This window comes from Nocardia araoensis NBRC 100135 (assembly GCF_000308435.1).
Classification (GTDB): Bacteria; Actinomycetota; Actinomycetes; order Mycobacteriales; family Mycobacteriaceae; genus Nocardia; species Nocardia araoensis.
Genome location: NZ_BAFR01000049.1, coordinates 35,993 through 57,042 on the forward strand (window position 1 = coordinate 35,993; position 21,050 = coordinate 57,042).

General features: G+C 67.1%; 18 protein-coding genes and 2 tRNA genes. 14 read left to right on the forward strand and 6 right to left on the reverse strand.

Annotated features, from left to right (window positions below; translation table 11 throughout):
* Position 1: 1 nt before the first annotated feature.
* From ON21_RS06990 to ON21_RS07000, 3 genes are all read right to left on the reverse strand, one after another.
* On the reverse strand, positions 2 to 1,267 hold the full coding sequence (locus tag ON21_RS06990) for an RNA polymerase sigma factor (RefSeq protein WP_051020424.1): 1,266 nt from the start codon (positions 1,265 to 1,267) through the stop codon (positions 2 to 4).
* On the reverse strand, positions 1,264 to 1,665 hold the full coding sequence (locus ON21_RS06995) for a YciI family protein (protein ID WP_039796583.1): 402 nt from the start codon (positions 1,663 to 1,665) through the stop codon (positions 1,264 to 1,266). The genes ON21_RS06990 and ON21_RS06995 overlap by 4 nt, the downstream gene beginning before the upstream one ends.
* Positions 1,666 to 1,771: 106 nt before the next feature.
* On the reverse strand, positions 1,772 to 3,007 hold the full coding sequence (locus ON21_RS07000; RefSeq protein WP_039796584.1) for an NAD(P)/FAD-dependent oxidoreductase: 1,236 nt from the start codon (positions 3,005 to 3,007) through the stop codon (positions 1,772 to 1,774).
* A gap of 178 nt (positions 3,008 to 3,185) precedes the next feature.
* Here ON21_RS07000 and ON21_RS07005 point away from each other — a divergent pair, with 178 nt between their 5' ends.
* Positions 3,186 to 3,827: a mycothiol-dependent nitroreductase Rv2466c family protein gene (locus ON21_RS07005; RefSeq protein ID WP_039796585.1), complete on the forward strand. Its 642-nt coding sequence runs from the start codon at positions 3,186 to 3,188 to the stop codon at positions 3,825 to 3,827.
* A 39-nt stretch (positions 3,828 to 3,866) separates the two neighbouring features.
* Here ON21_RS07005 and ON21_RS07010 read toward each other — a convergent pair whose 3' ends face one another.
* Positions 3,867 to 4,973: a M48 family metallopeptidase gene (locus tag ON21_RS07010; protein WP_039796586.1), complete on the reverse strand. Its 1,107-nt coding sequence runs from the start codon at positions 4,971 to 4,973 to the stop codon at positions 3,867 to 3,869.
* Positions 4,974 to 5,148: 175 nt separating this feature from the next.
* Here ON21_RS07010 and ON21_RS07015 point away from each other — a divergent pair, with 175 nt between their 5' ends.
* Positions 5,149 to 5,622 (forward strand): ribose-5-phosphate isomerase, encoded by a 474-nt coding sequence (locus ON21_RS07015; protein WP_039796587.1) that lies wholly within the window; start codon positions 5,149 to 5,151, stop codon positions 5,620 to 5,622.
* Between the two features lie 23 nt (positions 5,623 to 5,645).
* A complete protein-coding gene (locus ON21_RS07020) occupies positions 5,646 to 6,458 on the forward strand; it encodes an Fpg/Nei family DNA glycosylase (protein ID WP_039796588.1) in 813 nt (270 codons plus the stop codon).
* A gap of 16 nt (positions 6,459 to 6,474) precedes the next feature.
* Here ON21_RS07020 and ON21_RS07025 read toward each other — a convergent pair whose 3' ends face one another.
* Positions 6,475 to 7,425 (reverse strand): GGDEF domain-containing protein, encoded by a 951-nt coding sequence (locus tag ON21_RS07025; protein WP_039796589.1) that lies wholly within the window; start codon positions 7,423 to 7,425, stop codon positions 6,475 to 6,477.
* 1,005 nt (positions 7,426 to 8,430) lie between these two features.
* Between ON21_RS07025 and ON21_RS07030 the strand changes: the two genes are divergently transcribed.
* Positions 8,431 to 8,504, forward strand: a tRNA-Gly gene (locus ON21_RS07030).
* Positions 8,505 to 8,552: 48 nt separating this feature from the next.
* Positions 8,553 to 8,629: transfer RNA gene (locus tag ON21_RS07035), tRNA-Pro, on the forward strand.
* A 372-nt stretch (positions 8,630 to 9,001) separates the two neighbouring features.
* Here the strand turns inward: ON21_RS07035 and ON21_RS07040 are convergent.
* Complete coding sequence (locus ON21_RS07040; RefSeq protein ID WP_039796590.1) at positions 9,002 to 9,718, reverse strand: MerR family transcriptional regulator; 717 nt, start codon at positions 9,716 to 9,718, stop codon at positions 9,002 to 9,004.
* 266 nt (positions 9,719 to 9,984) lie between these two features.
* Here ON21_RS07040 and ON21_RS35645 point away from each other — a divergent pair, with 266 nt between their 5' ends.
* The 9 genes from ON21_RS35645 (at position 9,985) to ON21_RS07085 (ending at position 20,734) form a co-directional block, all read left to right on the forward strand.
* Positions 9,985 to 10,437, forward strand: a complete 453-nt coding sequence (locus ON21_RS35645) for a hypothetical protein (protein WP_157170747.1) — start codon at positions 9,985 to 9,987, stop codon at positions 10,435 to 10,437.
* Positions 10,438 to 10,487: 50 nt separating this feature from the next.
* Positions 10,488 to 11,381, forward strand: coding sequence for an ROK family protein (locus ON21_RS07050; RefSeq protein WP_039796591.1), 894 nt, complete (start codon positions 10,488 to 10,490; stop codon positions 11,379 to 11,381).
* Positions 11,382 to 11,758: 377 nt separating this feature from the next.
* Positions 11,759 to 12,883, forward strand: a complete 1,125-nt coding sequence (locus ON21_RS07055; RefSeq protein ID WP_039796592.1) for a GAF domain-containing protein — start codon at positions 11,759 to 11,761, stop codon at positions 12,881 to 12,883.
* 69 nt (positions 12,884 to 12,952) lie between these two features.
* Entirely contained in the window at positions 12,953 to 13,957 is a 1,005-nt protein-coding gene (locus ON21_RS07060) for a conjugal transfer protein (protein WP_245562493.1), read from the forward strand.
* Positions 13,958 to 13,973: 16 nt separating this feature from the next.
* Complete coding sequence (locus tag ON21_RS07065) at positions 13,974 to 14,234, forward strand: hypothetical protein (protein WP_039796594.1); 261 nt, start codon at positions 13,974 to 13,976, stop codon at positions 14,232 to 14,234.
* Complete coding sequence (locus tag ON21_RS07070; protein WP_083880447.1) at positions 14,231 to 14,782, forward strand: hypothetical protein; 552 nt, start codon at positions 14,231 to 14,233, stop codon at positions 14,780 to 14,782. Before ON21_RS07065 ends, ON21_RS07070 begins: the two co-directional genes overlap by 4 nt.
* Positions 14,782 to 17,307, forward strand: a complete 2,526-nt coding sequence (locus ON21_RS07075) for an ATP-binding protein (protein WP_039796595.1) — start codon at positions 14,782 to 14,784, stop codon at positions 17,305 to 17,307. Before ON21_RS07070 ends, ON21_RS07075 begins: the two co-directional genes overlap by 1 nt.
* Positions 17,307 to 19,787 carry a hypothetical protein gene (locus ON21_RS07080; protein ID WP_039796596.1) on the forward strand — a complete coding sequence of 827 codons (2,481 nt, stop codon included), beginning with the start codon at positions 17,307 to 17,309 and terminating at the stop codon, positions 19,785 to 19,787. The genes ON21_RS07075 and ON21_RS07080 overlap by 1 nt, the downstream gene beginning before the upstream one ends.
* 53 nt (positions 19,788 to 19,840) lie before the next feature.
* Positions 19,841 to 20,734, forward strand: a complete 894-nt coding sequence (locus tag ON21_RS07085; RefSeq protein WP_157170748.1) for an NlpC/P60 family protein — start codon at positions 19,841 to 19,843, stop codon at positions 20,732 to 20,734.
* The last annotated feature ends 316 nt before the right edge of the window (positions 20,735 to 21,050 follow it).

A 21,050-nucleotide genomic window follows, 5' to 3' on the forward strand; every position in this document is an offset into this window, starting at 1 on the left:
CTCAGTCGGTGAGGTCCACCCGCGCTTCGTGGCGCAGCCGTGCCGCACGGATGGTCAGATAGTCGCGCTCAGGGACGCTCGTCGTGCGGGTGGCGGCCTTCGTGTAGCAGGCGATGGCCGCGTCGACCGCACCGGCCATCTCGTGCAGATGGCCGCGCACGGCGTCGAGCCGGTGCGTACCCGACAGCTGGTCGGCGAGGGGCTCGGCCAGCGCGAGACCCGCTTCGGGACCCGCCACCATCGCCGTGGCCACCGCCCGGTTCAGCGTCACCATCGGATTGTCCGAAAGCCGTTCGAGCTGGTCGTACAGCGCCAGGATCTTGGTCCACTCGGTGTCCTCCGAGCGCGGAGCCTGGGCGTGCAGAACCGCGATGGCCGCCTGGATCTGATAGGGCCCGCGCAAGCCGCCCGCGAGCGTGCCGGTGGCCAGGATCGTCCCTTCGGTGATCAGCGCCCGGTCCCACAGCGCGCGATCCTGTTCGGCCAGCGGTACGAGCTCGCCGTGCGCGCCGGTGCGCGCCGCGCGGCGGGCGTCGGTGAGCAACATCAACGCGAGCAGACCGGTGACCTCGTGATCGTCGGGCAGCAGCCGGTGCACCGCTCTGGTGAGCCGGATCGCCTCGTCGGACAGGTCCGTCCGCTGCAACGTGTGCCCCGAGCTGCTGGTATGGCCTTCGCTGAAGATCAGGTACAACACGTGCAGCACCGCGCCGAGCCGCTCGCGCCACCGCTGGTCACCCGGCTGCGCGAAGGGCCGTTCGACCGTGGCCAGCTTCTTCTTCGCCCGCGTGATCCGTTGCGCCATGGTCGCTTCCGGCAGCAGGAAGGCGCGGGCGATCTGATCGGTGCCCAGGCCGCCGATCGCGCGCAGCGTCAGCGCGATGGCGGCGGCGGGCGACAGCGCCGGATGGCAGCACAGGAACAGCATGGTGAGCGTGTCGTCGTGGTCCACAGGGACGGCGTCGGTCACCTCGCGGTCGAAAGCCGTGGTCTCCCTGCGCCGCCGGGCCACCTCCGCGCGCACGGCGTCGGCCATGCGGCGCTGCGCGACCTGGATCAGCCAGGCCCGCGGATTGTCCGGCAGGCCTTCCCGCGGCCACTGGGTCGCGGCCGCGAGCAGCGCTTCTTGCAGCGCGTCCTCGGCGGTGTCGAAGTCACCGAACCGGCGGACGAGCGTTCCGAGGACCTGCGGCGCCAGTGCGCGCAGCAGGTCCTCGGTGCTCGCCGGGAGCGGTGTGTCGTCGGGCACCGCACTCCGGTCGCTCATTGCTCGGTGGCGGGGGCGCCCATCACCGCGCGAACTTCGATGTACTCGCCGATCGGTTCACCGCCGGGGCCGGGTGCGGCGGAGGCCTGCGCCGCGATCTCGTAGGCCCGTTCGGGGCTGTCCACGTCGACGATCCAGTACCCCGCCAAGAACTCTTTGGTCTCCGGGAAAGGCCCGTCCGTGACCACCGGCGCCGACCGGCCGTCCGAACTGACGATCCGTGCCTCCTCCGGCCCGGCCAATCCCTGCGCGTCCACCAACTCGCCCGCCTCGGCCAGTTGCGCACCCAGCGCGCGCTGGAAGTCTATGTGCGCCTGGATCTCTTCCGGGGACCATTCGTTGATCGGTGTGTCGCAGTACGCGGTGGGTGCGTAGGTCTTCAGCAGCATGTATTTCATGGTCGATTTCCTCTCCGGCGTTCGGTGGCATGGAGCGCTCCGCTGGCGCCCGCGAGAAGGTCGGAGCACGGCGCGCGCTTTCGACTCATCTCTTCGGTGATCCACGTCACAGCTCGGCCGAGGTGTCGGCCAGCCGATCCGGGTCGACCGGCTCGCCCGCCAGAATCAGTTCCTTGATCCGGTCGGTCACGTCCCAGACGTTCACGTTCATCCCGGCGAGCACGCGGTTGTCTCCGTCCAGCCAGAACGCCACGAACTCGCGTGCCGCCTTGTCGCCGCGCACCACGACCCTGGCGTGCTCGCCCGGCGCGGCGAACCCGGTGTACTCCATGCCCAGGTCGTACTGGTCGGTGAAGAAATAGGGCAGCCGGTCGTAGGAAGCCTGCTTGCCGAGCATGGTCGCGGCGGCGACCGCGGGTTGGTTGAGTGCGTTCGCCCAGTGCTCCACCCGGACCCGCCTGCCGAGCACCGGGTGCTGCTGGGAAGCGATGTCGCCCACCGCGACGATGTCCGGATCACTGGTGGCCAGGTGTTCGTCGACGAGCACGCCGTCGTCGACCGCGAGCCCGGCATCGGCGGCCAGTTCCACGTTCGGGCGCGCGCCGACGGCGACCAGCACCGCGTCGGCTTCGATCGTGCTGCCGTCGGCGAGCCGTACCCCGTTGGCGACCGCGGTCGCGATGGCGTCCTCGGTGGTGATCGCCTCGACCTGAGCGCCGAACCGGAAGTCGACGCCGTTGGCCCGGTGCAGCTCGGCGAACACCTCGCCCATCTCCGGCCCCAGCACCGCCAGCAGCGGCAGGTCCGCGCGTTCGACGATGGTCACCTCGACCCCCGCCGCCCGAGCCGCGGCGGCGACCTCCAGCCCGATCCAGCCCGCGCCGATGATGACGAGCCGCCGCGTCGCGGCGCTGAACAGCTCGATCAACGTGTCGGAGTCCTCGATGGTGCGCAACGTGTACACGTTCGGCGCGTCGGCGCCGGGGACGGGCAGCGTCCGCGGCGTGGAACCGGTGGCGAGCGCGAGCTTGTCGTAGGACAGCGAGGAGCCGTCGGGCAGGGTGAGCGTCTTGGCCGCGGGATCCAAACCGGTGACGGTGGTGCCGAGCCGGATGTCGATGTGGTGGTCGCGGTACCACTGCGCGGGGTCGACGATGAACTCCGGTAGCGACTTCTTCCCGAGCAGATGCTCCTTCGACAGCGGCGGGCGATCGTACGGCAGGTGCTCCTCGGCGCCGATGAGCGTCACGCTTCCGTCGAAGTCCTTGGCCCGCAACGCTTCCGCTGTCTTGGCCGCGCCCAGCCCGCCGCCGACTATGACGAAATGCCGGTCAGAACTCATCGCGGACTCCTTCTCCGAAGGGAACCAAGCTCCTGCCGGTCAACCCTACTGGCAGCCGCGGGCGCGGCTCGGGAAAACGGCGCCGCGGATGGGAACGAATCGCGAGCCGCCGTGGTTGGTCGGTAGGGCGGCGCAGTGTGCCGCCGCCCGTCCCCATGCGATCGAGAGGAAGCCGCCCGTGACCGACGAAGCCACCAAGGACGTCGCCGATTTCTGGTTCGACCCGCTGTGCCCGTGGTGCTGGATCACGTCCCGCTGGATCCTCGAGGTCCAGCAGGTCCGCGACATCGAAGCCCGGTTCCACGTGATGAGCCTGTCGGTGCTGAACGAGGGCAAGGATGTGCCGCCGCAGTACCAGGAACTGCTGGACACGGGCTGGGGTCCGGTCCGCGTCGCGATCGCCGCGGCGCAGGAGCACGGTGACAAGGTGCTGTCGCCGCTGTACACCGCGATGGGCACGCGCATCCACAATCGGCGGGCCGAGTACGAACGTGAGAGCCGCAAGGAGTCCCTCGCCGCCGTGATCGCCGACGCGCTGGCGGAGGTCGGCCTGCCCGCCGAGCTGGCCGCGGCCGCCGAGAGCACCGACTACGACGAGGCGCTGCGCAAGAGCCACCACGAGGGAATGGACAAGGTGGGTCCGGACGTCGGCACCCCGACCATCCACATCAACGGGACCGCGTTCTTCGGTCCGGTGCTGTCCCGGATTCCCCGCGGCGAGGAGGCGGGCAAGCTCTGGGACGGTGCGGTGGCGCTGGCGTCCTATCCGCACTTCTTCGAGCTGAAGCGCACGCGGACCGAAGATCCGTCGTTCGACTGAGCGACGTGCCCCGGGTGCCGGTGCGCGGCACCCGGCCGGTCACAACGCGGACTTCGGCGGGCTCGCGGGCACCTGGCCGTAGGAACTCGCGTAGCCGCCCGCGGGCACGCCGGCGCCCGCGGGCGGCGCGGGCCGCAGGAACAGCTTCCCGTGCCTGCTGCGATCGCGCAGCGCCCACATCCGCCAGGTGAGCACCGGGTGGCTGGACAGAGCGTTCACCATCCAGACGAAGAAACCCTTCTCGACGGCCGCCCGATCGGCCATCTCGTCGAAGCCGACCAGCCTGTTCATGTACTTGCCCGCGGCCAGGGTGCCCATCGCGGCGGACGCACCGGTGTGCCGATTGCAGAAGCCGTGGTTGTCGGCGGTGTACTCCTGCGCGCGGATCAGGCTGTTGCCGACGATCGGCAGGAACGGCACGAGGAACATGCCCAGCTGCCGCCAATACGACGTGTGTCCCGCCGCGATATGGCCGACCTCGTGGCCGATGATGAACGCCAGCGCGTCGGGTTCGCGTGCGGCGCCGCCGATCTCGAACAGGTCGCTGTAGACGACGACGTAGCGCCGGAAGCCGTGTCCGCTGGCGAACGCGTTGATCTGGCCGTTGCCGAGCACCACGTACGCGTCCGGCACCTTCGCCATGCCGAAGCGAGCGGCGGCGTCCACCACCATCTGGTAACCCTCGGGGAACTGGGTCGGCGACATCTTGACGCCGTTCACCCGCTGGCTCGCGTAGTTGACGCCGCGACCGAACCACAGCAGCAGCGGTGCGGCCGCGAACGCGAGGACGTACTGGTCGAAGTTCCCGGTGGCCAGCAGCACGAGCGCGATCAGATACGCGAACGCGGTGAGCACCACCACGACGACCAGCATCGGAATCTCCCAGCTGTGCCGCGCGGGCAGGCCGAACGGCGACAGGCCGCGCGGCTGCCGCTGCGGCGGCGCGGGTGGCACCGGGACGCCGGGATAGGAGCCGTAGGGCGCCGGATACGCAGCCGGGGGCGCGGACGGATACGAGCCCGAGGTGTACTGCTGAGCGTAGGACGCGGCAGGCGTGTTCTGGGCCGGGACCCACCCGCCCTGCTGGGCGTACGGGTCGGCCTGTCGGCCCGCCTGGTCGGACGGCTGGGGTTCGAACGGCTGCATGGGATGAACTCTATTCAGTTGCCGGGAACGGGGTCGTGGCGTCGGCCGTGTCACCGGGCGCTGTGGCCGCGAACACAACTGGCACATCAGTCGATTCGCGCAGGCCCGCCGCGGTGTTGATCGCGGGGCAAGCCCTCTCGCCGCCGCGCCGCGGCCACCTGACACAATGCCTGCCATGCGCGTTTACCTGGGTGCCGACCATGCCGGTTTCGAACTGAAGAATCACGTCAAGGCCCATCTGGAGCAGGCGGGCCACGAGATCGTCGACTGCGGCGCGCTCGAGTACGACGCGCTGGACGACTACCCCGCCTTCTGCATCGAGGCGGCCCGCCGGACCGTCGCCGATCCGGGCAGCCTCGGCCTGGTGTTCGGCGGCAGCGGCAACGGTGAGCAGATCGCCGCGAACAAGGTGCCCGGCGCCCGCTGCGCGCTGGCCTGGAGCGTGGAGACCGCGAAGCTGGCCCGCGAGCACAACAACGCGCAGCTGATCGGCATCGGCGGCCGCATGCACTCGACCGAGGAGGCGCTGGCCATCGTGGACGCGTTCGTCTCCACCCCGTGGTCGGGCGAGGAGCGCCACCAGCGTCGCATCGACATCCTGGCCGAGTACGAGAAGACCGGCATCGCTCCGGCGGTTCCCGCGTACTGAGCGCACCGAGGTCGTAATCGGCTGTGCCGGAAGGACATACGCTGCACCGCCTCGCGCGGCTGCATCAGCGTCGCCTCGCGGGCGGTGTGGTGCGCGTATCGAGCCCGCAGGGCAAGTTCGCCGCGGACGCTGCCCGGGTGGACGGGCAGGTGCTGACGAAATCCGAGGCGTGGGGCAAACACCTGCTGCACCACTACGACTCGGGATTGGTCGTGCACGTGCATCTCGGTCTCTACGGCACGTTCACCGAATCCGCCCTGCCGATGGGGGAGCCGGTCGGGCAGGTCCGGATGCGCATGTACGGGGGGCCGGACGGGCAGCCGGGCTTCGGCACCGACCTGCGCGGGCCCACCGCGTGCGAGATCCTGCTGCCGCCGGAGGTGGCGGCGCTCACCGACCGGCTCGGTCCCGACCCGCTACGGCGCGGCGCCGACCCGGACCGGGCGTGGCGGCGCATCCATCGTTCCCGCAGGCCGATCGGCGCGCTGCTGATGGACCAGCAGGTGGTGGCCGGGGTCGGCAACGTCTATCGCGCGGAACTGTTGTTCCGCCACCGGATCTCGCCGCATCGTCCGGGCACGGATCTGTCCGCGGCCGAGTGGGCGGACATGTGGTCCGATCTGGTCGCGCTCATGCGGGTAGGGGTACGCGTCGGGAAGATGGTCGTGGTGCGGCCCGAGCACGATCACGGTGAGCCCTCGTACGCGCCGGATCGTCCGCGTACCTACGTCTACCGCCGCCAGGGCGCCCCGTGCCGTCTGTGCGCAACGCCGATCGCCCATCAGGTGATGCAGGCGCGGAATCTCTTCTGGTGCCCCAGCTGCCAGCCCGGCTGACGCGGACAGGCCCGGGTCAGCCTGCGACGGCGGTGTCGATGTCCGGCTCGTCCGCCAGGGCGAAGCGGCGACCACCGGCCGTTTTCGCGGAGTACATCGCGCGATCGGCGCGGCGGAGCAGATCGGTGAAATCGAGCGGGCTGCCCGGCGGGTTGTAGGCCGTGCCGACGCTGGCCGACACCGGAACGGGCCCGGCCGACGACCAGACCGGGTCGCGCAGCGCGGCCACGATCCGATGCGCCAGGTCACCGAGGTTGTTGTGGTGCGGGTTGGTCGCGAGCACGAACTCGTCACCGCCGTACCGGCAGATCACCGTGTCCGGCGGGCACGCTTCGCGCAGCCTGCTCGCCAGTTCGACCAGCACCTCGTCGCCGATCGCATGCCCGTAGCCGTCGTTGATCTGCTTGAACCGGTCCAGGTCGATCAGCAGCAACCCGACGCCGCGCGTCGGGTCGGTGGCCATCAGGCGCACCTTGTCCTGCAGCAGCGTCCGGTTGGCCAGATCGGTGAGCGCGTCGTGGGTGGCCTCGTGGCGCAACCGGTGCTGCAGCGCGGCGATCTCCTGAACGCGCAGCGACACCTTGGCCGACAGGTTCTGCTCCTGCTGCGCGAGAGCGCGCTCCTGCAGCGCCTGGGCGTAGCTGTCGATGGCCTGGCTGGCGATGAACGGCCAGCGGGTGGCGACCAGGGAGCCGGGCGTGCCGGAGGGGAAGCCGAGCAGCCAGCGCGTGGCCTGCGCCAGCATCCGAATCCGGTCGAACGGCGCCTCGGCGAGCCGCGCTCCGAGCATCCGCGCTTCCGGGACCGGGAACGGCTCGGACCTGGCGAGGGTGAGCAGGCGCTCGACGATCTCGACCAGCACCGGTTCCAACTGCTGGGGCGCCGCGCCCGAACCGGGCTCGGCGCAGACCGCACGGGCCCATGCTCGGGCCATGGCGGCTACCGGGGGCTCGATGTCGGTCGACATCGGACTCACCCGGTGTGGGCGACGTCGGTACCGAGGTGCCCTGTAGTCACACAGGTGCCGGCGTCACCTTGATCGTTCCCACTGCTACGCGGTTGCGTCCACCTGGTTCGGCGCACGTTCACCGCCCCCTTTCCAGATACCCCCGTCCGGCAAAAAGGATCCTAGCAAGCCACTCGGCATCGAAAAGCGGCGATTTGCAACGTGTTCTCGACGCCTGGTGAATGGCGATCGGGTATGTGATCGTTCCCGTCGCGTTGGTGTTACACCGGATTCCCGTTCGCTGCAAAATCGCGCCGCGACGCGCTGGCGACACGCTGTACGAGGTGTGCCGAGGGTGGTGCGTGAGCCACGGCCCCCGCCGCGCCTGCTTCACGAGAATCTGTTCTCGCACGCGACGTCCTCGTCTTCCCTGTCGAATTGCGAATGGCTGTTCCGGGCGTGCTCGGGGTGGTCGCCTGCCGTCGGTCGTCCGGCCGAGCCGGCTCGGGTCGCGTCCGCGGCCCGGGGCCGCGAGTCCGGATGCCTCCGGGTGTGCGATGTGGACCGGTCGCCGCGCCCGCGTTCCCGGGGATCGGGTTGCCGTGCGGACGGCCGAGGGTTCGCCGGGCGGACGTCCCTGCGCGCACCACCCGGATCCCTGCTCGGTGTCGCGGCCGTGGCTGTGCGACACGCCGAGCGCGTCGGCCGTGACGGCGAGTCGTGCGGTCCTCATCGGAATTCCCTCGAGCGACGTTCCTGGCGTGACATGTGTGTCATTCGAGTTTCGCCCACCGGAATCCGACACGCCAGAGTTTCACTGAAAAATCACCTTTAAAATTTTCGGCGAGCGCGCTACCGCGTGCGGGCGGGCCCGCCGTGCGACACTGGGCGTGGCAACCCTGGAGCGCGCTGGCGGCAACCTGCGAGATCGCGCTGCGCGGGGGGCTGATTGGCGTTTCGGAAGCCGGGTTCGGTACAGTCGGATCGCACACGACATCGTGGCGATCCCATCGGTGTCGTATGCCTGCGGGTGTAGTTCAATGGTAGAACCTCAGCCTTCCAAGCTGATGGTGCGGGTTCGATTCCCGTCACCCGCTCCACGGAGCATTCATCCTCGTCGGCGGCCGTCCCCGTCGCCGCGAGGGCCACGGGGTGTAGCGCAGCTTGGTAGCGCATCCGCTTTGGGAGCGGAGGGTCGCAGGTTCAAATCCTGTCACCCCGACCATCGTTGGGGGTGAGGTTCGTGTTCGGGTCTCCATCGGCAGCCGGTAGCGGCGCTGCCGCGCCGTCTTGATCACCGGATCGGCATACCTACGTATTCCACCGGCTTTCGCGCGTGCGGGACGGCGGCCATGGGTGGACGCGCGCAGCGGTCGAATCACCGCTGCCGCCTTCGGTTCCGGCTGTCGGGCACCCCGTGGCAACCCTTCGGCACTGGTCAGACGCGAGCTGAGTTCGATGATTCGCCGGTCGCGAGTAGAAGTCATTCGCGCGGCCGCCACCGGAGCAGCTCGAAAGGCTCGAACGGATTTGTCTACCTAAGTATTCGACAGTGCCGGATGGAAATAGGAGAACGGTCGGTTCGCGGTTTGCGCCGTCACTGTTCGGCAGGCGCCTGCGGGCTGGTGGTCACCGGCGGCAGGTCGGAATGCCGCGCGAACGCCTGATCGATCAGTTCCGAAGTGGCGCGAGTGACGATCAACCGGGCGATGGCCAGGTCGGTCTCCAACTTCGTGCGATCCCGCGGGGTCCGCGCCGATTCTTCGTAGGTCTGCCCGGCCAGGCGGAAGAACAACTCGGTGGCGAAGCGGTCGGCGATGCGATCGCAATCGGCGCGCAGACGTTCGACCAGCTGGAACGTGTCCTGCATCGGCAGTCCGGTGTCGTGCAGCCTGGTGGCCAGATCGCAGCACCGTGGATTCGTGACCCGGTACGCCTCGAGCGGGTCCTCGCTGGAGGCCAGCGCCTGCTTCGCGTAGTCCGGCAACTCGGCGTAGCTGTCCTGTGGCTCGGTGGTGGCTTCCGGTTCCGGCTCGGCTGCGTTCTGGCTCTTCACGCCGAGTACATCGGCGAGCCCGTCACCCCGGTCCCAGGCTTCGAGCAGTTCCCTGATCCCGTTCAGCTTCATGCCCCGCCCCAGCAAACGGCTGATCGTTTGCAGGCGGTTGAGGTGGTCCGACCCGTAATACCCGATCCGCCCGCGCACCTCGGGCGAGGGCAGAAGGCCCCGCTCGTGGTAGACGCGGACGCTGCGCACGGTGGTGTCGGCTGCCCGTGCCAGTTCGTCGATCGTGAATTCAGAGTCTGCAGCCATGTTTAAAAGGAAACCATAGTAGGGCCCCCGGGGAAAACGGTCCGTTTCATAACGTGCCGTTAAACACGGTAGCTGGGTGTTGCTTCGAGGTCAACGAGCCGTTACATAGCGGCACAAGAGGTTGTGTGCTGGGCAACAGTGGGCTACCGTGCGTAGACCAGCTTATCGCGGCTGGGTTCCGGGGACTGTTGAGCAGCCCTGATGACGTCCGATCCATGGGCCACGCACCTGCCAGAGGTGTGTGCTCGGCATCCCCGGAGATGGCTATGAGCATTACGCGAACCCTTCCGATGGACACGGGATCCATTGCGTCAGCAAAGGTCTCGTCGATTCCGGCAAAGTCGAACCAGCGGCCCCCGTGCGCCGACGTCCCGGACAACTGGGACATGGACACCGGGAATCCGGATGCCTGGCGAGCAGCGGTGCGCACCTGCCAGAGCTGCCCGCTCCTCGTGCAGTGCCGCCAGTTGGCGCAGGCGCTGACCACCCGCGGTGACGGTCCCCGCGCGATGATCTGGGCGGGCGTCGCCTACGACAACTCCGGCAGCGTGATCGAGAACCTGGACCGGCACCGCGCCGCGCCGATCGACCACAAGCGCCCGATGCGCATCATCCGCACCGGGCCGCGTCCGCTGCGTACCGTATCCACTCTTCCCGCGCCCCGTCGGCACATCGTGCTCGGGCAACCCCTGAAGTCGACCGGGACCGACGGTCTGTGACTATGCTGCGTCCACCTTTTCGTGTCGAGTCCTTCGGTGGTGCGTAACTCATGACAGTGCTGGCATTGGAGATCGGGTCGTCGGGCTTCGCGGCGACTCGGGTCGCCGACGATGTCGACACCGACGACATCCGGAGGATCCCGATCCCAGCGACGGGCGCCTGGGCTCGATGCCAGGAGCTGCTGCTCGAGGTCGCGGACGGTGGCGAGGTCACCGCCCTCGGTGTCGCTTCGGCCGGGCCGATCGATATGGCGGCCGGTGTGATCGCTCCTGCCGAGGTTCCGGAGTGGCGGGGAGGGTTCGGCATCGTCGAAGCGGCGCGGAAGTTGTTCCCGAAAGCGCAGGTTCCACTCGCGCTGGACGGCGTCTGCTTGGCGCTGGCGGAGCGAGGTTTCGGCGCGACGAGCGGAGTGATGGACAGCCTTGCGATCAGTGTCTCCGATCGCATCACCGGCGGGGTCGTGGTGGGCGGCTTCATCCTGGTGGGGCGCACCGGCAACGCGGGGCACGTAGGTCACGTCCTGGTTCCCGGCTTCGACGATCGATGCTCCTGCGGGGGCCGCGGGTGCCTGGAGGCGGTCGCGGGTGGCCTGGCCGTGGTGCGCTGGGCGCGGGAGCAGGGCTGGGCCGGCACGTCGGTGCAGGAACTGCTCGATGCCGCCGGCGTGGGTGAGGACATTCCCGCCGCGGCGCTCGGCCGGGCCGGTACGGCGCTCGGCCGGGCGATCGCCTCGGTGGCGGCACTGCTCGATCTCGACCTCGTCGTGCTCGGCGGCCCGCTCGCCGGAGCGGGGCCCGTGCTGTGGAAACCGCTCGGCGAGGCGGTCGCAATACATGCCAGGCTGAGCTTCCTGCCCGGATTGCGGGTGATTCCCTCGCAGCTCGGAGACGCCGCGACGATCATGGGCGCGGGTGTGCTGGCCCTGGTCGGAAGGAATGCCTGATCGTTTCCCGCGGTGGCGTAATGCCCTGGGCGGGAGTGAGTTCAGCCGCGGGTGAGATTGCCGGGGGGATGCCGTCGGCTTCGGCCGGTGGCTTCCGGTGATCTTGTTCGCTGGTTTGCGACAGATGTGCCGTTGCGCTGTGCGCCGGTCGAAGGGAGGTTCCTCTCGAACTCGACGTGAACAAAATGAACTCGGCTGCGCATGTCGTATGAACATGATGGAGACTTCGTACTAACAGGCAGCGCGGTCACAGGTTGATTGAGCCGCTAAATAACGGTACATTGCCTAGTGTCACAAGATGTCTCATCCGGGGAGGCGGACCCGGAGGAACGGCTGGTCGGGCAAGTGCGAAGCGAAGTGGCGCAGTGATTCCATGGGTGACGATCGAGACGTTGGCGCCGGACGGCATGTCCGTGGCGTCGGTGGGGGATGCACCTCGTGAGTTCGCGAGCTGGCAGCGAGTGCTGCAGCGGACGCTGTCCAAAACGCCCGCGCTGTACGACAAACTGACGACCGCCGGACTGACCGAGGCGATCCAAACCGCACATGATCAGGCGCAAGACGTCGACCTGGCCATTCAGACCCGATCGGGACGGCATCAACTGTTCATCCGTCCGATCTTCGGCCCCGCTGGAGACGTGCACGCGGTGCGGCTGTGGTTGGGCCCGGCGTCCGAGCGGGTGCCTGCGTTGCGCCCGGCGGTGGGAGCGATCTGGGACCTGAGTAGTCAGACCATTCAGCAACCGAGTGGTATCACACGGCTGTCCGGCAGCAGCGCCGAAGAGTACGTCCCGAGGATGTCGATCGCGGAACTGTTCCACCGGGTGTCCAGTTTCGACCGGCACGCCGAGGTGCTCGATCTGCTCTACGACCCCAAGCCCGGTGAGCGAATGCAATTCGACACCAACGTGATTCACGGATTCGGGCGTGCGGCTCAGTGGCGGATCACCATTCGCGCGCGCGACGACGAGCGCACCCGTGGCGCTTGGTGGCTGATCGAGGACGTGACGTCGGAGAACGCGCAGGCGACGTGGCCGACCTTGGAGCGGATCGGTTTGCGCGAGGCGCATCGGCGGGCGGGAACGCATCTGGCCGTGGTGCAGCTCGAGCACACCAGCATCTCGCACTGGCTCACCGATCCCGCGCCCTGGGTACGGTGGGACTATCTCTTCCGGCCCGTCGACGTCTTCCATCCCGAGGACCGTCCGCGGCTGGCCGAACTCGGCGACCGGCTGCGGTCGGGCGACAGTGCGGGTGTCACGTTGCGGGTACTCAATTACGGCGGTGGTTACACGCCCACATCGCTGCTCTTGTACCCCTATCCCGGGTACTCGAGCAGACAGCTGGCGATCGCCCAGTTGGTCCGGGTCGCCGACGACGTACCGTTGCTGGAAACCCATCGCCAGGTGCTGGAGCCGCGGCAGCGCAGCGCGCCGATCGGATACGACGAACAATTGCGGCATTGGCTGGCGGGCAGGATGAAAAGCAACCCCGCCTGCTGACAGTTTTCATTCCCATGAGTGGGAACTACTGGCCGGTTGGGAACGCCTGTGCTCTCTACCATTTCGGGAGTGAGGACAGGTATTCGTGAGTCGGCAGATTCGGGTGAGGCCCTGCTTCGCCGGATGGCCGCTCGCCGTCGTCGCGACAACATCGTGGTCGCGGTGCTCGCCGTTCTCGCGGTGCTCGGCGGTGGACATGCAATCCTGAGTGTCTTCGACTCCGGGCCGCCCGCGCCGTCGGATGACTCGACGACGGCAATCATCGGGCATGCGCACTTGGCAGGCTCTTATGCCGAGCAGTTCGTCGTCGCATACCTCACTGCCGTTGCGGGACAGCAGGATCGGATCGGCGAATATGTCGGCTCCAATCAGCAGATCACCTTGCCTTCATCCGCGCGCCAAGTGTCCGACCCGTCGGTCGTCTACGTCTCTCGGGCGCTCTCGGCCGGGGGGCTCGAAGTATGGTCGGTCACGGTATCGGTCCGGGTCGGCAAAGTCGGCGCCGCGACCGCACAGGATCAGCGGCAGTTCTACCGTGTCGCGGTCTCGGTGTCCGATGGGCGGCTGCGTGCGCTGTCGACGCCCGCCTTGGTCCAAGCCCCCTCCAAGGGCGTCGATCTCAAACTGGCCTACGGCGCGCCCTGCGCACCGGACACCGTGCTGGGGCAGGTCGCGGCGGGCTTCCTGAGCGCCATGCTGGCCGGAAACGGTGACGTGGCGCGCTACACCACACCGGATGCCGGGCTGGCCGCACTGAAACCGCCCCCCTTCACCGCCGTCGAGCTGACCTCGCTCACAACGGACGATTCGAGCTGCGGCTCCGGCGGTGCGAAGGCCCAAGTGCTGGCCACCGTCAATCCCAAAGCCGATACGGGAGCGACCGCGACGCTGGCCTACCCGCTCACCATGATTCGCAACGCGGGCCAGTGGCAGGTGGTGTCCATAGATCCGATTCCCGCCTTGTCGAGTCCGCTGGCGGTGGTCGTCGGTCAGGATTCCCGCGGCGGAGCGCCGCCCACCTCGTCCTCGTCCCCCTCGACGTCGGTGACGATTCCGCCGGCGACACAGAACTGATCCGAGAGGCAGCCCGATGGGTAATTTGAGCAACATCCTCTATGGCATCCTGATCTTTGTCCGATGGGGCGGAATGATCATCATCGCCATCGTCACGATCGGTGTGGTGATCTCCGAGGCGGCGAAATCGAGGCTGTCACCGGCGCGGATCATCGTCGTCTTCGGCTCGGGGTTGATGGCCGGGGTGGTGATCTGGATTCTGCCCACGACCATCAACTACGCGCGCACGGACGCGAACCTCATCGTCCCCGATCACCCTATCGGTGGCTATCGATGACCCAAGTCATCAAGGTGTTCACGCCGATCAAACGTGTGCCCACGATGATCGGCAAGGCGCAGAACGGGCAGAAGCTTCCGTTCGGTCCCTACACCCTGCCACAGGTTGCCGCCGGTGTGGCGATGATGTCGGTGGCTTCGGTCGGCGCCATGACCCTCCCGGTCAATCCGGCCGTCACTTTCATCACAGGTCTGGCGCTGACCGTCCTGGCGGTGTTCGTGCTCGGGCTCGTGCCGTACACGGGCGTCCGGATGACCTCGCGCGCCCTGTGGCTCGGTAGGCTCGTCGTCTACCGCAAGCCGGTGTCCGCCTCAGGGATGCCGATCGGCAGCGACTCGGTGCGCCACACCGTATTCGTCGAGAAGAGCGTGGTCCTCTTGCTGCCCGACCACGCTGATGCGGCAGTGGCCACCGAGCCGAAGTCGGGCGTCCGGATGCTTGAGGTGATAGGTGGCGGCGGAAAAGTCACCGACCTGTGGCTGCGACTGAATGGCAACGACGAAGGCAACGATAACGGCAGCGGCCCGCCCCCCGGAGGACGTCCCTGATGGCACTCGGACGAGATCTACAGCCGACCGCGGCGATTCGCGGCAATCTCCAGTTCACCCATTCCGGTCTGGTCACCGCGACGTATTTCATCAATCCGCTCGGCTATGGCTTGCGCAAAGCCGGTGACAAGTACGACGTCAAGATGGCGCATCATGCGCTGGTCACCAACTTGCCGAGCGGATCGCTGCTGCTCGGGATCCAGGCGCGGCTGAATACGATCGACGTGCTCACCAAGATGGTCGAGGGCGTCGACCTGGACGAGTGTGAGGACTACGCCGACGAGGTGGTGGCCTCCTACGAGCGCGTGCACGCCATCATGCCGCAGACCCGTATCTTCCTGCTGTCGATTCCGGTCGGCGCCAGCAACTCCAGTATTTCCGCGCTGTCGCGCCTGTGGCGCGGCAGCACCCCCACCATCGACGCGACCGCGATCTCCCGCGCCGACCTGGACCAATACGACGAGAAGGCGAACGAGATACTGTCCAGGATCGGCGGCGACTTCGATCCGGTGCCGGTGCCCGCGGCGCTGTTCCAATGGCTGTGGGAGCACTATCTCTCCCGCGGTGCGGCTGGGGATCCGGTGGCGCCCACGCGGGCCGGTGCGCTGGACGACGCGACGGCAGCGGTGTTCCGTTCCGCCGCGCTCGACGAGGGGGCCCAAACCGACAGCAACCGGCGTATCCGGCCGTCGTTCGTCCCCGTGATCAAGGTGGTGCAACCGGATTTCGATTATCGCCCGTCATACCAGGCGATGCTGACGCCGCACTCGTTCCCATACGCGGGCATGACATTTCCCGGCGGCAGCGAGTTCCTGAACGTGTTGGAGGGCCTCGGCGACGTCACCGTGGACTGGGGCATGCGGATCTCCACCAAGCCCGCCGAGGAGGTGCTCAAGAACAACGAGCTCAGCCTGCGCAGGCTCGGCGAGCAGATGGATCAACGCGACCAGGAGATTTCGTTCGCACAGAACACGCTGGCATCGAAGGCGCACATGCTCGGCGAGTACAACCAGCACTTCGAGGTCAACGGTGGTGAATCAGAGGTCTCGTTCACAACCGTCATCGCCATCGGCGGACCGACGCGCGACGCCACGATGGATGCGGTCAACACGCTGAGACGGCGCTACAAGCGGTTCCAGGTCGACATGACGGCACCGGTCGGGGCGCAGGTCGATCTATGGTCGATGCTGGTTCCCGGCAGCCCGCCGCGCCGTGCCTTCGACGACTTCGCCCATATCGTCCCCTCGGACATGTGGGCCGGCTTCGTGCCGTTCACCACCAGTCAGATCGGCGACGACAGCGGGCCGGTGATCGGCGTCAACCTGCTGTCGGGCCATTTCGAACCGATCCACTTCGGAATCATGGAGGCCGCGCTGCACGACCTGTCCGCCTCCTTCGCGGTGACCGGCGAACTCGGTTCGGGCAAGTCGTATTTCCTCAAACTGATGGCCGTGCTCGTGCACGACATGGGCGGCCAGTTCCTCGCCATCGACCGCAGTCAGGTCGGCGAGTGGGAGCATTTCGCGCGGTCGATCGACGACGCGGTCGTCATCGACCTGGCCAATCCCACGGTGTCGCTGGATCCGCTGCGGTTGTTCAACCCGCGCATCGCGGGTGAGCGGGCGCTGGACTCGATCCTTCCGCTGCTGGATCTGTCACCGACTTCGGGTGCGGGCGCCGCGGCGAGCAATCTGCTGTCCCCCAGGGGCATGGCCGAGCACAAGATCAAGAGCCTGCTCGATCTGTTCCACGTCGTCCGCCGGTTACGGGAGCACCCCGATCGAGGCGAGGAGTACGCGGATCTCGCGGCGCGGCTGGGCACCGTGGTGGAGCGGGTACCGGTGCTGTTCGACCCCAAGCTCCGACCGCTGCGTCTCGACGCCGCCGCGACCGTCGTCCGCAGCCACAATCTGCAACTGCCGAGCGCCGAGGAACTCACCACGCCACACTTGTACAACCGGTTGCCGCTGACGAAACGGCTCGGCACGGCGCTGTACGAACTGGTCGGCGTGGCGGCGCGGGAGGCCTTCCTCTCCGACAACGGCAGGTTCGGCCTGCTGGTCGGCGACGAGGCACACCACTTCACGCAGACACAGGTCGGCTCCGCGGTCACCTCCGACTTCAGCCGTGACGGCCGCAAGCACCTGGCCGCGATCGGGCTCGCCTCGCACGACCCGGCCACCGACTTCCAGGGCGCGGCGCACAATCTCATCCCGAACCGGTTCGTCTTCCGGCAGCGCGATGAGACGCTGGCGCGCAACAGTTTGGAGTGGCTTGGCGTCGATCTGGAGGAAGCCCCGTTTCTCTTGCAGATTCTCCGCGAGGAGACCTCGCCCCCCGTTGGTCCCGGACGTCAGATTCCCGAGGAGCGCCGTGGTGAGATGTTCATGCGGGACGCGCTGAACCGTATCGGTCGCGGTAAGGTGCTAGGTCCGGCGCGTCCGGACCGTGCTGCGGCGATCACCAGTACTCCGACCAGTGCCAATGGCATGCGTTCGGTGCTACCGGAGCGGTCGGTGCGCTGATGAGATCGCTGCTCGGGACCAGCATGCGCGCACCGCAGTCTTCCTTCGGGATGCCCTGGGAACCGCAGTTCTGGGACGTGGAACGTTGGCGACCGCAAATGGTGTTCCGGCGCTTCCGGGCTTGGGTCGCCGCGTCCCGCCGTCGCCGCCGCACCGCGTGGATCGGCCTCACCCTCTTCGGGCTGTTCGTCTTTCCTGGTCTCATACACGCGGTGTCCATTGCGCAGAGTGGCACGCTGGCCCAGGGCGCCACACCCAACAGTGCGACCAGCTGGATGAATGTCAAAGACTCGAACGGAGTCAACGTCTCGAGCTACATGCTGGTGATCGACCACGGCGGCGTGTGGAACCTGGGAAATTTCGCACTATGGATCATCCTCATGCCGATGTTCGCGCTCTGGCTGGTCACGATGACGACTGGAGTCTGGTTTCCCGGCGAGGCAATGGGTTTCGGGTGGCTGAACCTGATCAGCGCGCCATTGCAAGCGATGGCCCGCAACCTGACGGTGCAGGTCGCGACACCTTTGCTGGCGGCCACGGCGGTGACGATCGGCGCGTTCTTCGTGGGGTATTTCATCATTCGCGCCTTGTACGCCAAGGCCGCAATGCAGGTCGTCACGATGATCGTAGTCGCGATCGTCGGCGTGTTCTTCCTGGCGAACCCCTTGGCCGAGGCGCTGTCCGACCATGGCTTGCTGGTACAGGGGCGCGACCTGGGACTCTCGGTCGCGGCGGGTTTGAATGGGAACAACAATCCGAATCCGCAACAGTTGGTCGCCACACTGCAAGCGACGATGGCCGACAATTTCGTTCGACTCCCATTGCAGGTCTGGAATTTCGGACATGTCGTGGACAGCAATCCGTCCTGCCGGGCGGCGTGGTCGTCCGGCATGACGGCCGGTAGCGAAGACCGGGTGAAGAACGGGATGAGATCGTGCGGCGACAGCGCCGCGTACGCCGCGGTGGAGAACCCGGGCGTCGGTCAGATCGGAGCCGGACTGCTGCTGCTGCTGTGCGCGGTCATTCTCCTGGCCTTCGCGGCGTACTTGTCTTTCAAGATCATGTGGGCTGTTCTCGACCTCATCTACTATGGGTTCGCGTCGGTATTCGGTTTCGCGGCCGGTGGGTACATTTACGGTCCGACGCAGACGTTTACTGTCCGTTGCGTGGTCCACGGCTTCATCTCCGCTGGGAAAATGGCCTTCTTCGTCATCGCCCTCGGCATCTACGAGCTATTGCTGGGCAGCCTGTTCCGCGCGGCGAACGGCCAGATCATGGTGATATTCGTGATCGGGGCGGGCGTCGAGATCGTCGCCATCGTCCAGGTGCGGCGGCTGAGCAGAAATATCGATGAGGCCAACGACTGGGTCACCAACCGCATCGGAGCGGCGATCCAGAGCGGTGGATCGTCACAGGGTGCCGGCGGTGGTGGTGGCTCCGCACTGGGTATGGGCTTGGGCATGGGCAATTCGAATGCGGCCGGCTCGATGAGTCCGCTCGCGATGGTCGGCGCGATAAGCACCATCAACAGCTCGCCGCTCACCGCATGGCTTGCCGGTGGCCGCCTCAACCCGTTGAATCCGTTTTCCCGCACGGACCAGGTCGACAAGAAGCTCAAGAAGAAGGGCCTGAAGACCAAGGATCTTCGAGAGGCCTCACACGCTAGCCTTTACGATCGAATTGCTGGGGCGAACGCGGCCCGGCGCGGTATCCAACGCTCCGGCAACAGCAGACGCAGTGAGAGAGCCGCCGCCTTCGCCATGGAGAACTACACGCACCTGTCGGGTAGTGGCGGCCCGCAGAACGGTGGGTACCACGCTCTGCTGATGGCAGGAGTTCCCGAGCGCATAGCGCAGCGGGCGCTCGAAGCTCGGACGGACATCATTCGGCATGCCGACGCGGAGCCCCTCGCCTCGAAGCACCTTGCCAACCTCGTTGCCGCACAGAAGCATTTCGAGAATCACTTTTACACGAATGATCGGGAGATGTACATGGCCAGGTTCCACGCGTTGGAGGCCAGCGTCGATCGGTATCGAGGGGATTATCAGGGCGGTGTGCGGATCTCGGAAGATCTGGCCGAACTCGGTAGGGAATACATCAACAATCCAACCAAGGAATGGATCGATGCATTGCAGGCCCATGCACAGGGGCCGATCAGGGACAGTTCCACCCCTCGGTTGCGGGTCAATGGCCGGGACCTCACTCAGCTCGAGGCGGACAGGTTGAGGGAGTGGATCTCCAACGAGCATGCGTTGAACGTCCTGGCGGCCAGCAGGAATGTAGCCGAGAATCCTCGTGACTTCGATCGGCTCCGGGTACTGCGTTCCGAAATCGACAAAGCTGCCCAAACCGATCAATGGCAGGCGGGCCGGAGTATCACGGGTGCTGTCTCGCTCCCCCAGCCGGACTCCGACGCAAACCCGCTGCCTGCCATTCCGGACACGATCCTGAATCCCCTCCGAAACCCGCGGGGCCGCTGATCAGTCCTCGACAAGGGCAAGACAGTGCGGCTGATATCACAGAAAGGTAGTCGATGATCGGTCGTCTCTTGACGTTCGTACTGATGCCGCTCTGGATATGGGTGGTGTTGGGGGGCGTGGGAGTCCTACTCGTGTTCATGGTGGCCATAGTGCTGGTCATCGGCGGCGCGACTTCGGCGATCGCCTCCGACCTGAACTATCAGTGCGACAGTGCGGTGGGGCCCGACCCTTCGCAGACGGTGACCCCCAGTCGCGCAACGACGGCGGCCCGGCCGAGCGTGAGAAGCGCACCGGTGGGTGGGGTGAGCGCCACTCCGACCACGAATCCATACGCGCAACTGACCATTGCGCCGGACGACACCAGCGCCTCCGACTGGCAGCGCGCCTGCGCCACAGCGATGAAAGACGCCCCGCGCCAAGAACCTCCCTTGCTGTACGCCAACTCGGGGATCGGCGCGGAGTGTGCCCGTCAGCTTGCGGTGGCACAGCTGATGGCGGCTGGAGCCAGGAACGGTTCGGGTGGCCGCGGAGACGCTGCGCAGTTCACGAGATCGGTGATCTACCAGGCATCGGTCGCGCAAACGACGGGGAGATGCACGACTGCCGATAGTGCGGCGACGCAGCCGCTGGACGCGGACGGTGCGGGGCAATCGAGCGGTTCGCCGCGGCGGGCATGTGGACAGCTCGACGGGGTGTCGGCAGTTGTCGTTCTGCCGAACACCATCGCCGCACAGGGCGCTTGCGGTCAGCGGGTGGATCCCGCCGCGGTATCGTCCGGCGACCTTGTGTTCTGGGATTATCGAAGAAACGCGCCGACCCAGGTCGGCATCGCGGTCAGCGACACGCGGCTCGTCACCACCGATGCGGCGACCGGTGAATTGGTCGAACTGACCATCCCGAGCACGTACGACGTGCGGGTGAAACGAGTACTCGGCAGCGGGATGTGATGAGTAAGCGATGCCGCCAACAGAGGTAGAGCCCCAGATAGAAGCCGGCGAGGATGCCGAGGCGCCGCCGGTGCCGATGACGCCGTGGTCCAACCGGCCGGATCAGCAGCGGCCGCGGCCGGGCGGGGTGCCGGGGTCGCCTGGCAGTCCTTCTCCCGGGCCGGGGCAGTCTCCCGGAGCGGGGCAGCCAGGGTCCGGACAGCCGAATGGTGGCGGTGACGCCGGGGTTCCGGGTTCGTCTGGGGCGCTTGGTGGTCCGGCTGTGCCGGGTTCGCCGGGTGTGCCTGGTCAGGCGGGGTTGCCTGGGGGTGTGCCT

Excerpts from the sequence above, each read along its gene's own strand:
- ON21_RS07070 (WP_083880447.1), top strand. The coding sequence starts at position 14,231 with ATGACCCAAGTCATCAAGGTGTTCACGCCGATCAAACGTGTGCCCACG.
- ON21_RS07080 (WP_039796596.1), top strand. The coding sequence starts at position 17,307 with ATGAGATCGCTGCTCGGGACCAGCATGCGCGCACCGCAGTCTTCCTTC.
- ON21_RS07000 (WP_039796584.1), bottom strand. The coding sequence starts at position 3,007 with ATGAGTTCTGACCGGCATTTCGTCATAGTCGGCGGCGGGCTGGGCGCG.
- ON21_RS07065 (WP_039796594.1), top strand. The coding sequence starts at position 13,974 with ATGGGTAATTTGAGCAACATCCTCTATGGCATCCTGATCTTTGTCCGA.
- ON21_RS07040 (WP_039796590.1), bottom strand. The coding sequence starts at position 9,718 with ATGGCTGCAGACTCTGAATTCACGATCGACGAACTGGCACGGGCAGCC.
- ON21_RS07015 (WP_039796587.1), top strand. The coding sequence starts at position 5,149 with ATGCGCGTTTACCTGGGTGCCGACCATGCCGGTTTCGAACTGAAGAAT.
- ON21_RS07050 (WP_039796591.1), top strand. The coding sequence starts at position 10,488 with ATGACAGTGCTGGCATTGGAGATCGGGTCGTCGGGCTTCGCGGCGACT.
- ON21_RS35645 (WP_157170747.1), top strand. The coding sequence starts at position 9,985 with ATGAGCATTACGCGAACCCTTCCGATGGACACGGGATCCATTGCGTCA.
- ON21_RS07085 (WP_157170748.1), top strand. The coding sequence starts at position 19,841 with ATGATCGGTCGTCTCTTGACGTTCGTACTGATGCCGCTCTGGATATGG.
- ON21_RS06990 (WP_051020424.1), bottom strand. The coding sequence starts at position 1,267 with ATGAGCGACCGGAGTGCGGTGCCCGACGACACACCGCTCCCGGCGAGC.
- ON21_RS07010 (WP_039796586.1), bottom strand. The coding sequence starts at position 4,973 with ATGCAGCCGTTCGAACCCCAGCCGTCCGACCAGGCGGGCCGACAGGCC.
- ON21_RS07075 (WP_039796595.1), top strand. The coding sequence starts at position 14,782 with ATGGCACTCGGACGAGATCTACAGCCGACCGCGGCGATTCGCGGCAAT.
- ON21_RS07025 (WP_039796589.1), bottom strand. The coding sequence starts at position 7,425 with ATGTCGACCGACATCGAGCCCCCGGTAGCCGCCATGGCCCGAGCATGG.
- ON21_RS06995 (WP_039796583.1), bottom strand. The coding sequence starts at position 1,665 with ATGAAATACATGCTGCTGAAGACCTACGCACCCACCGCGTACTGCGAC.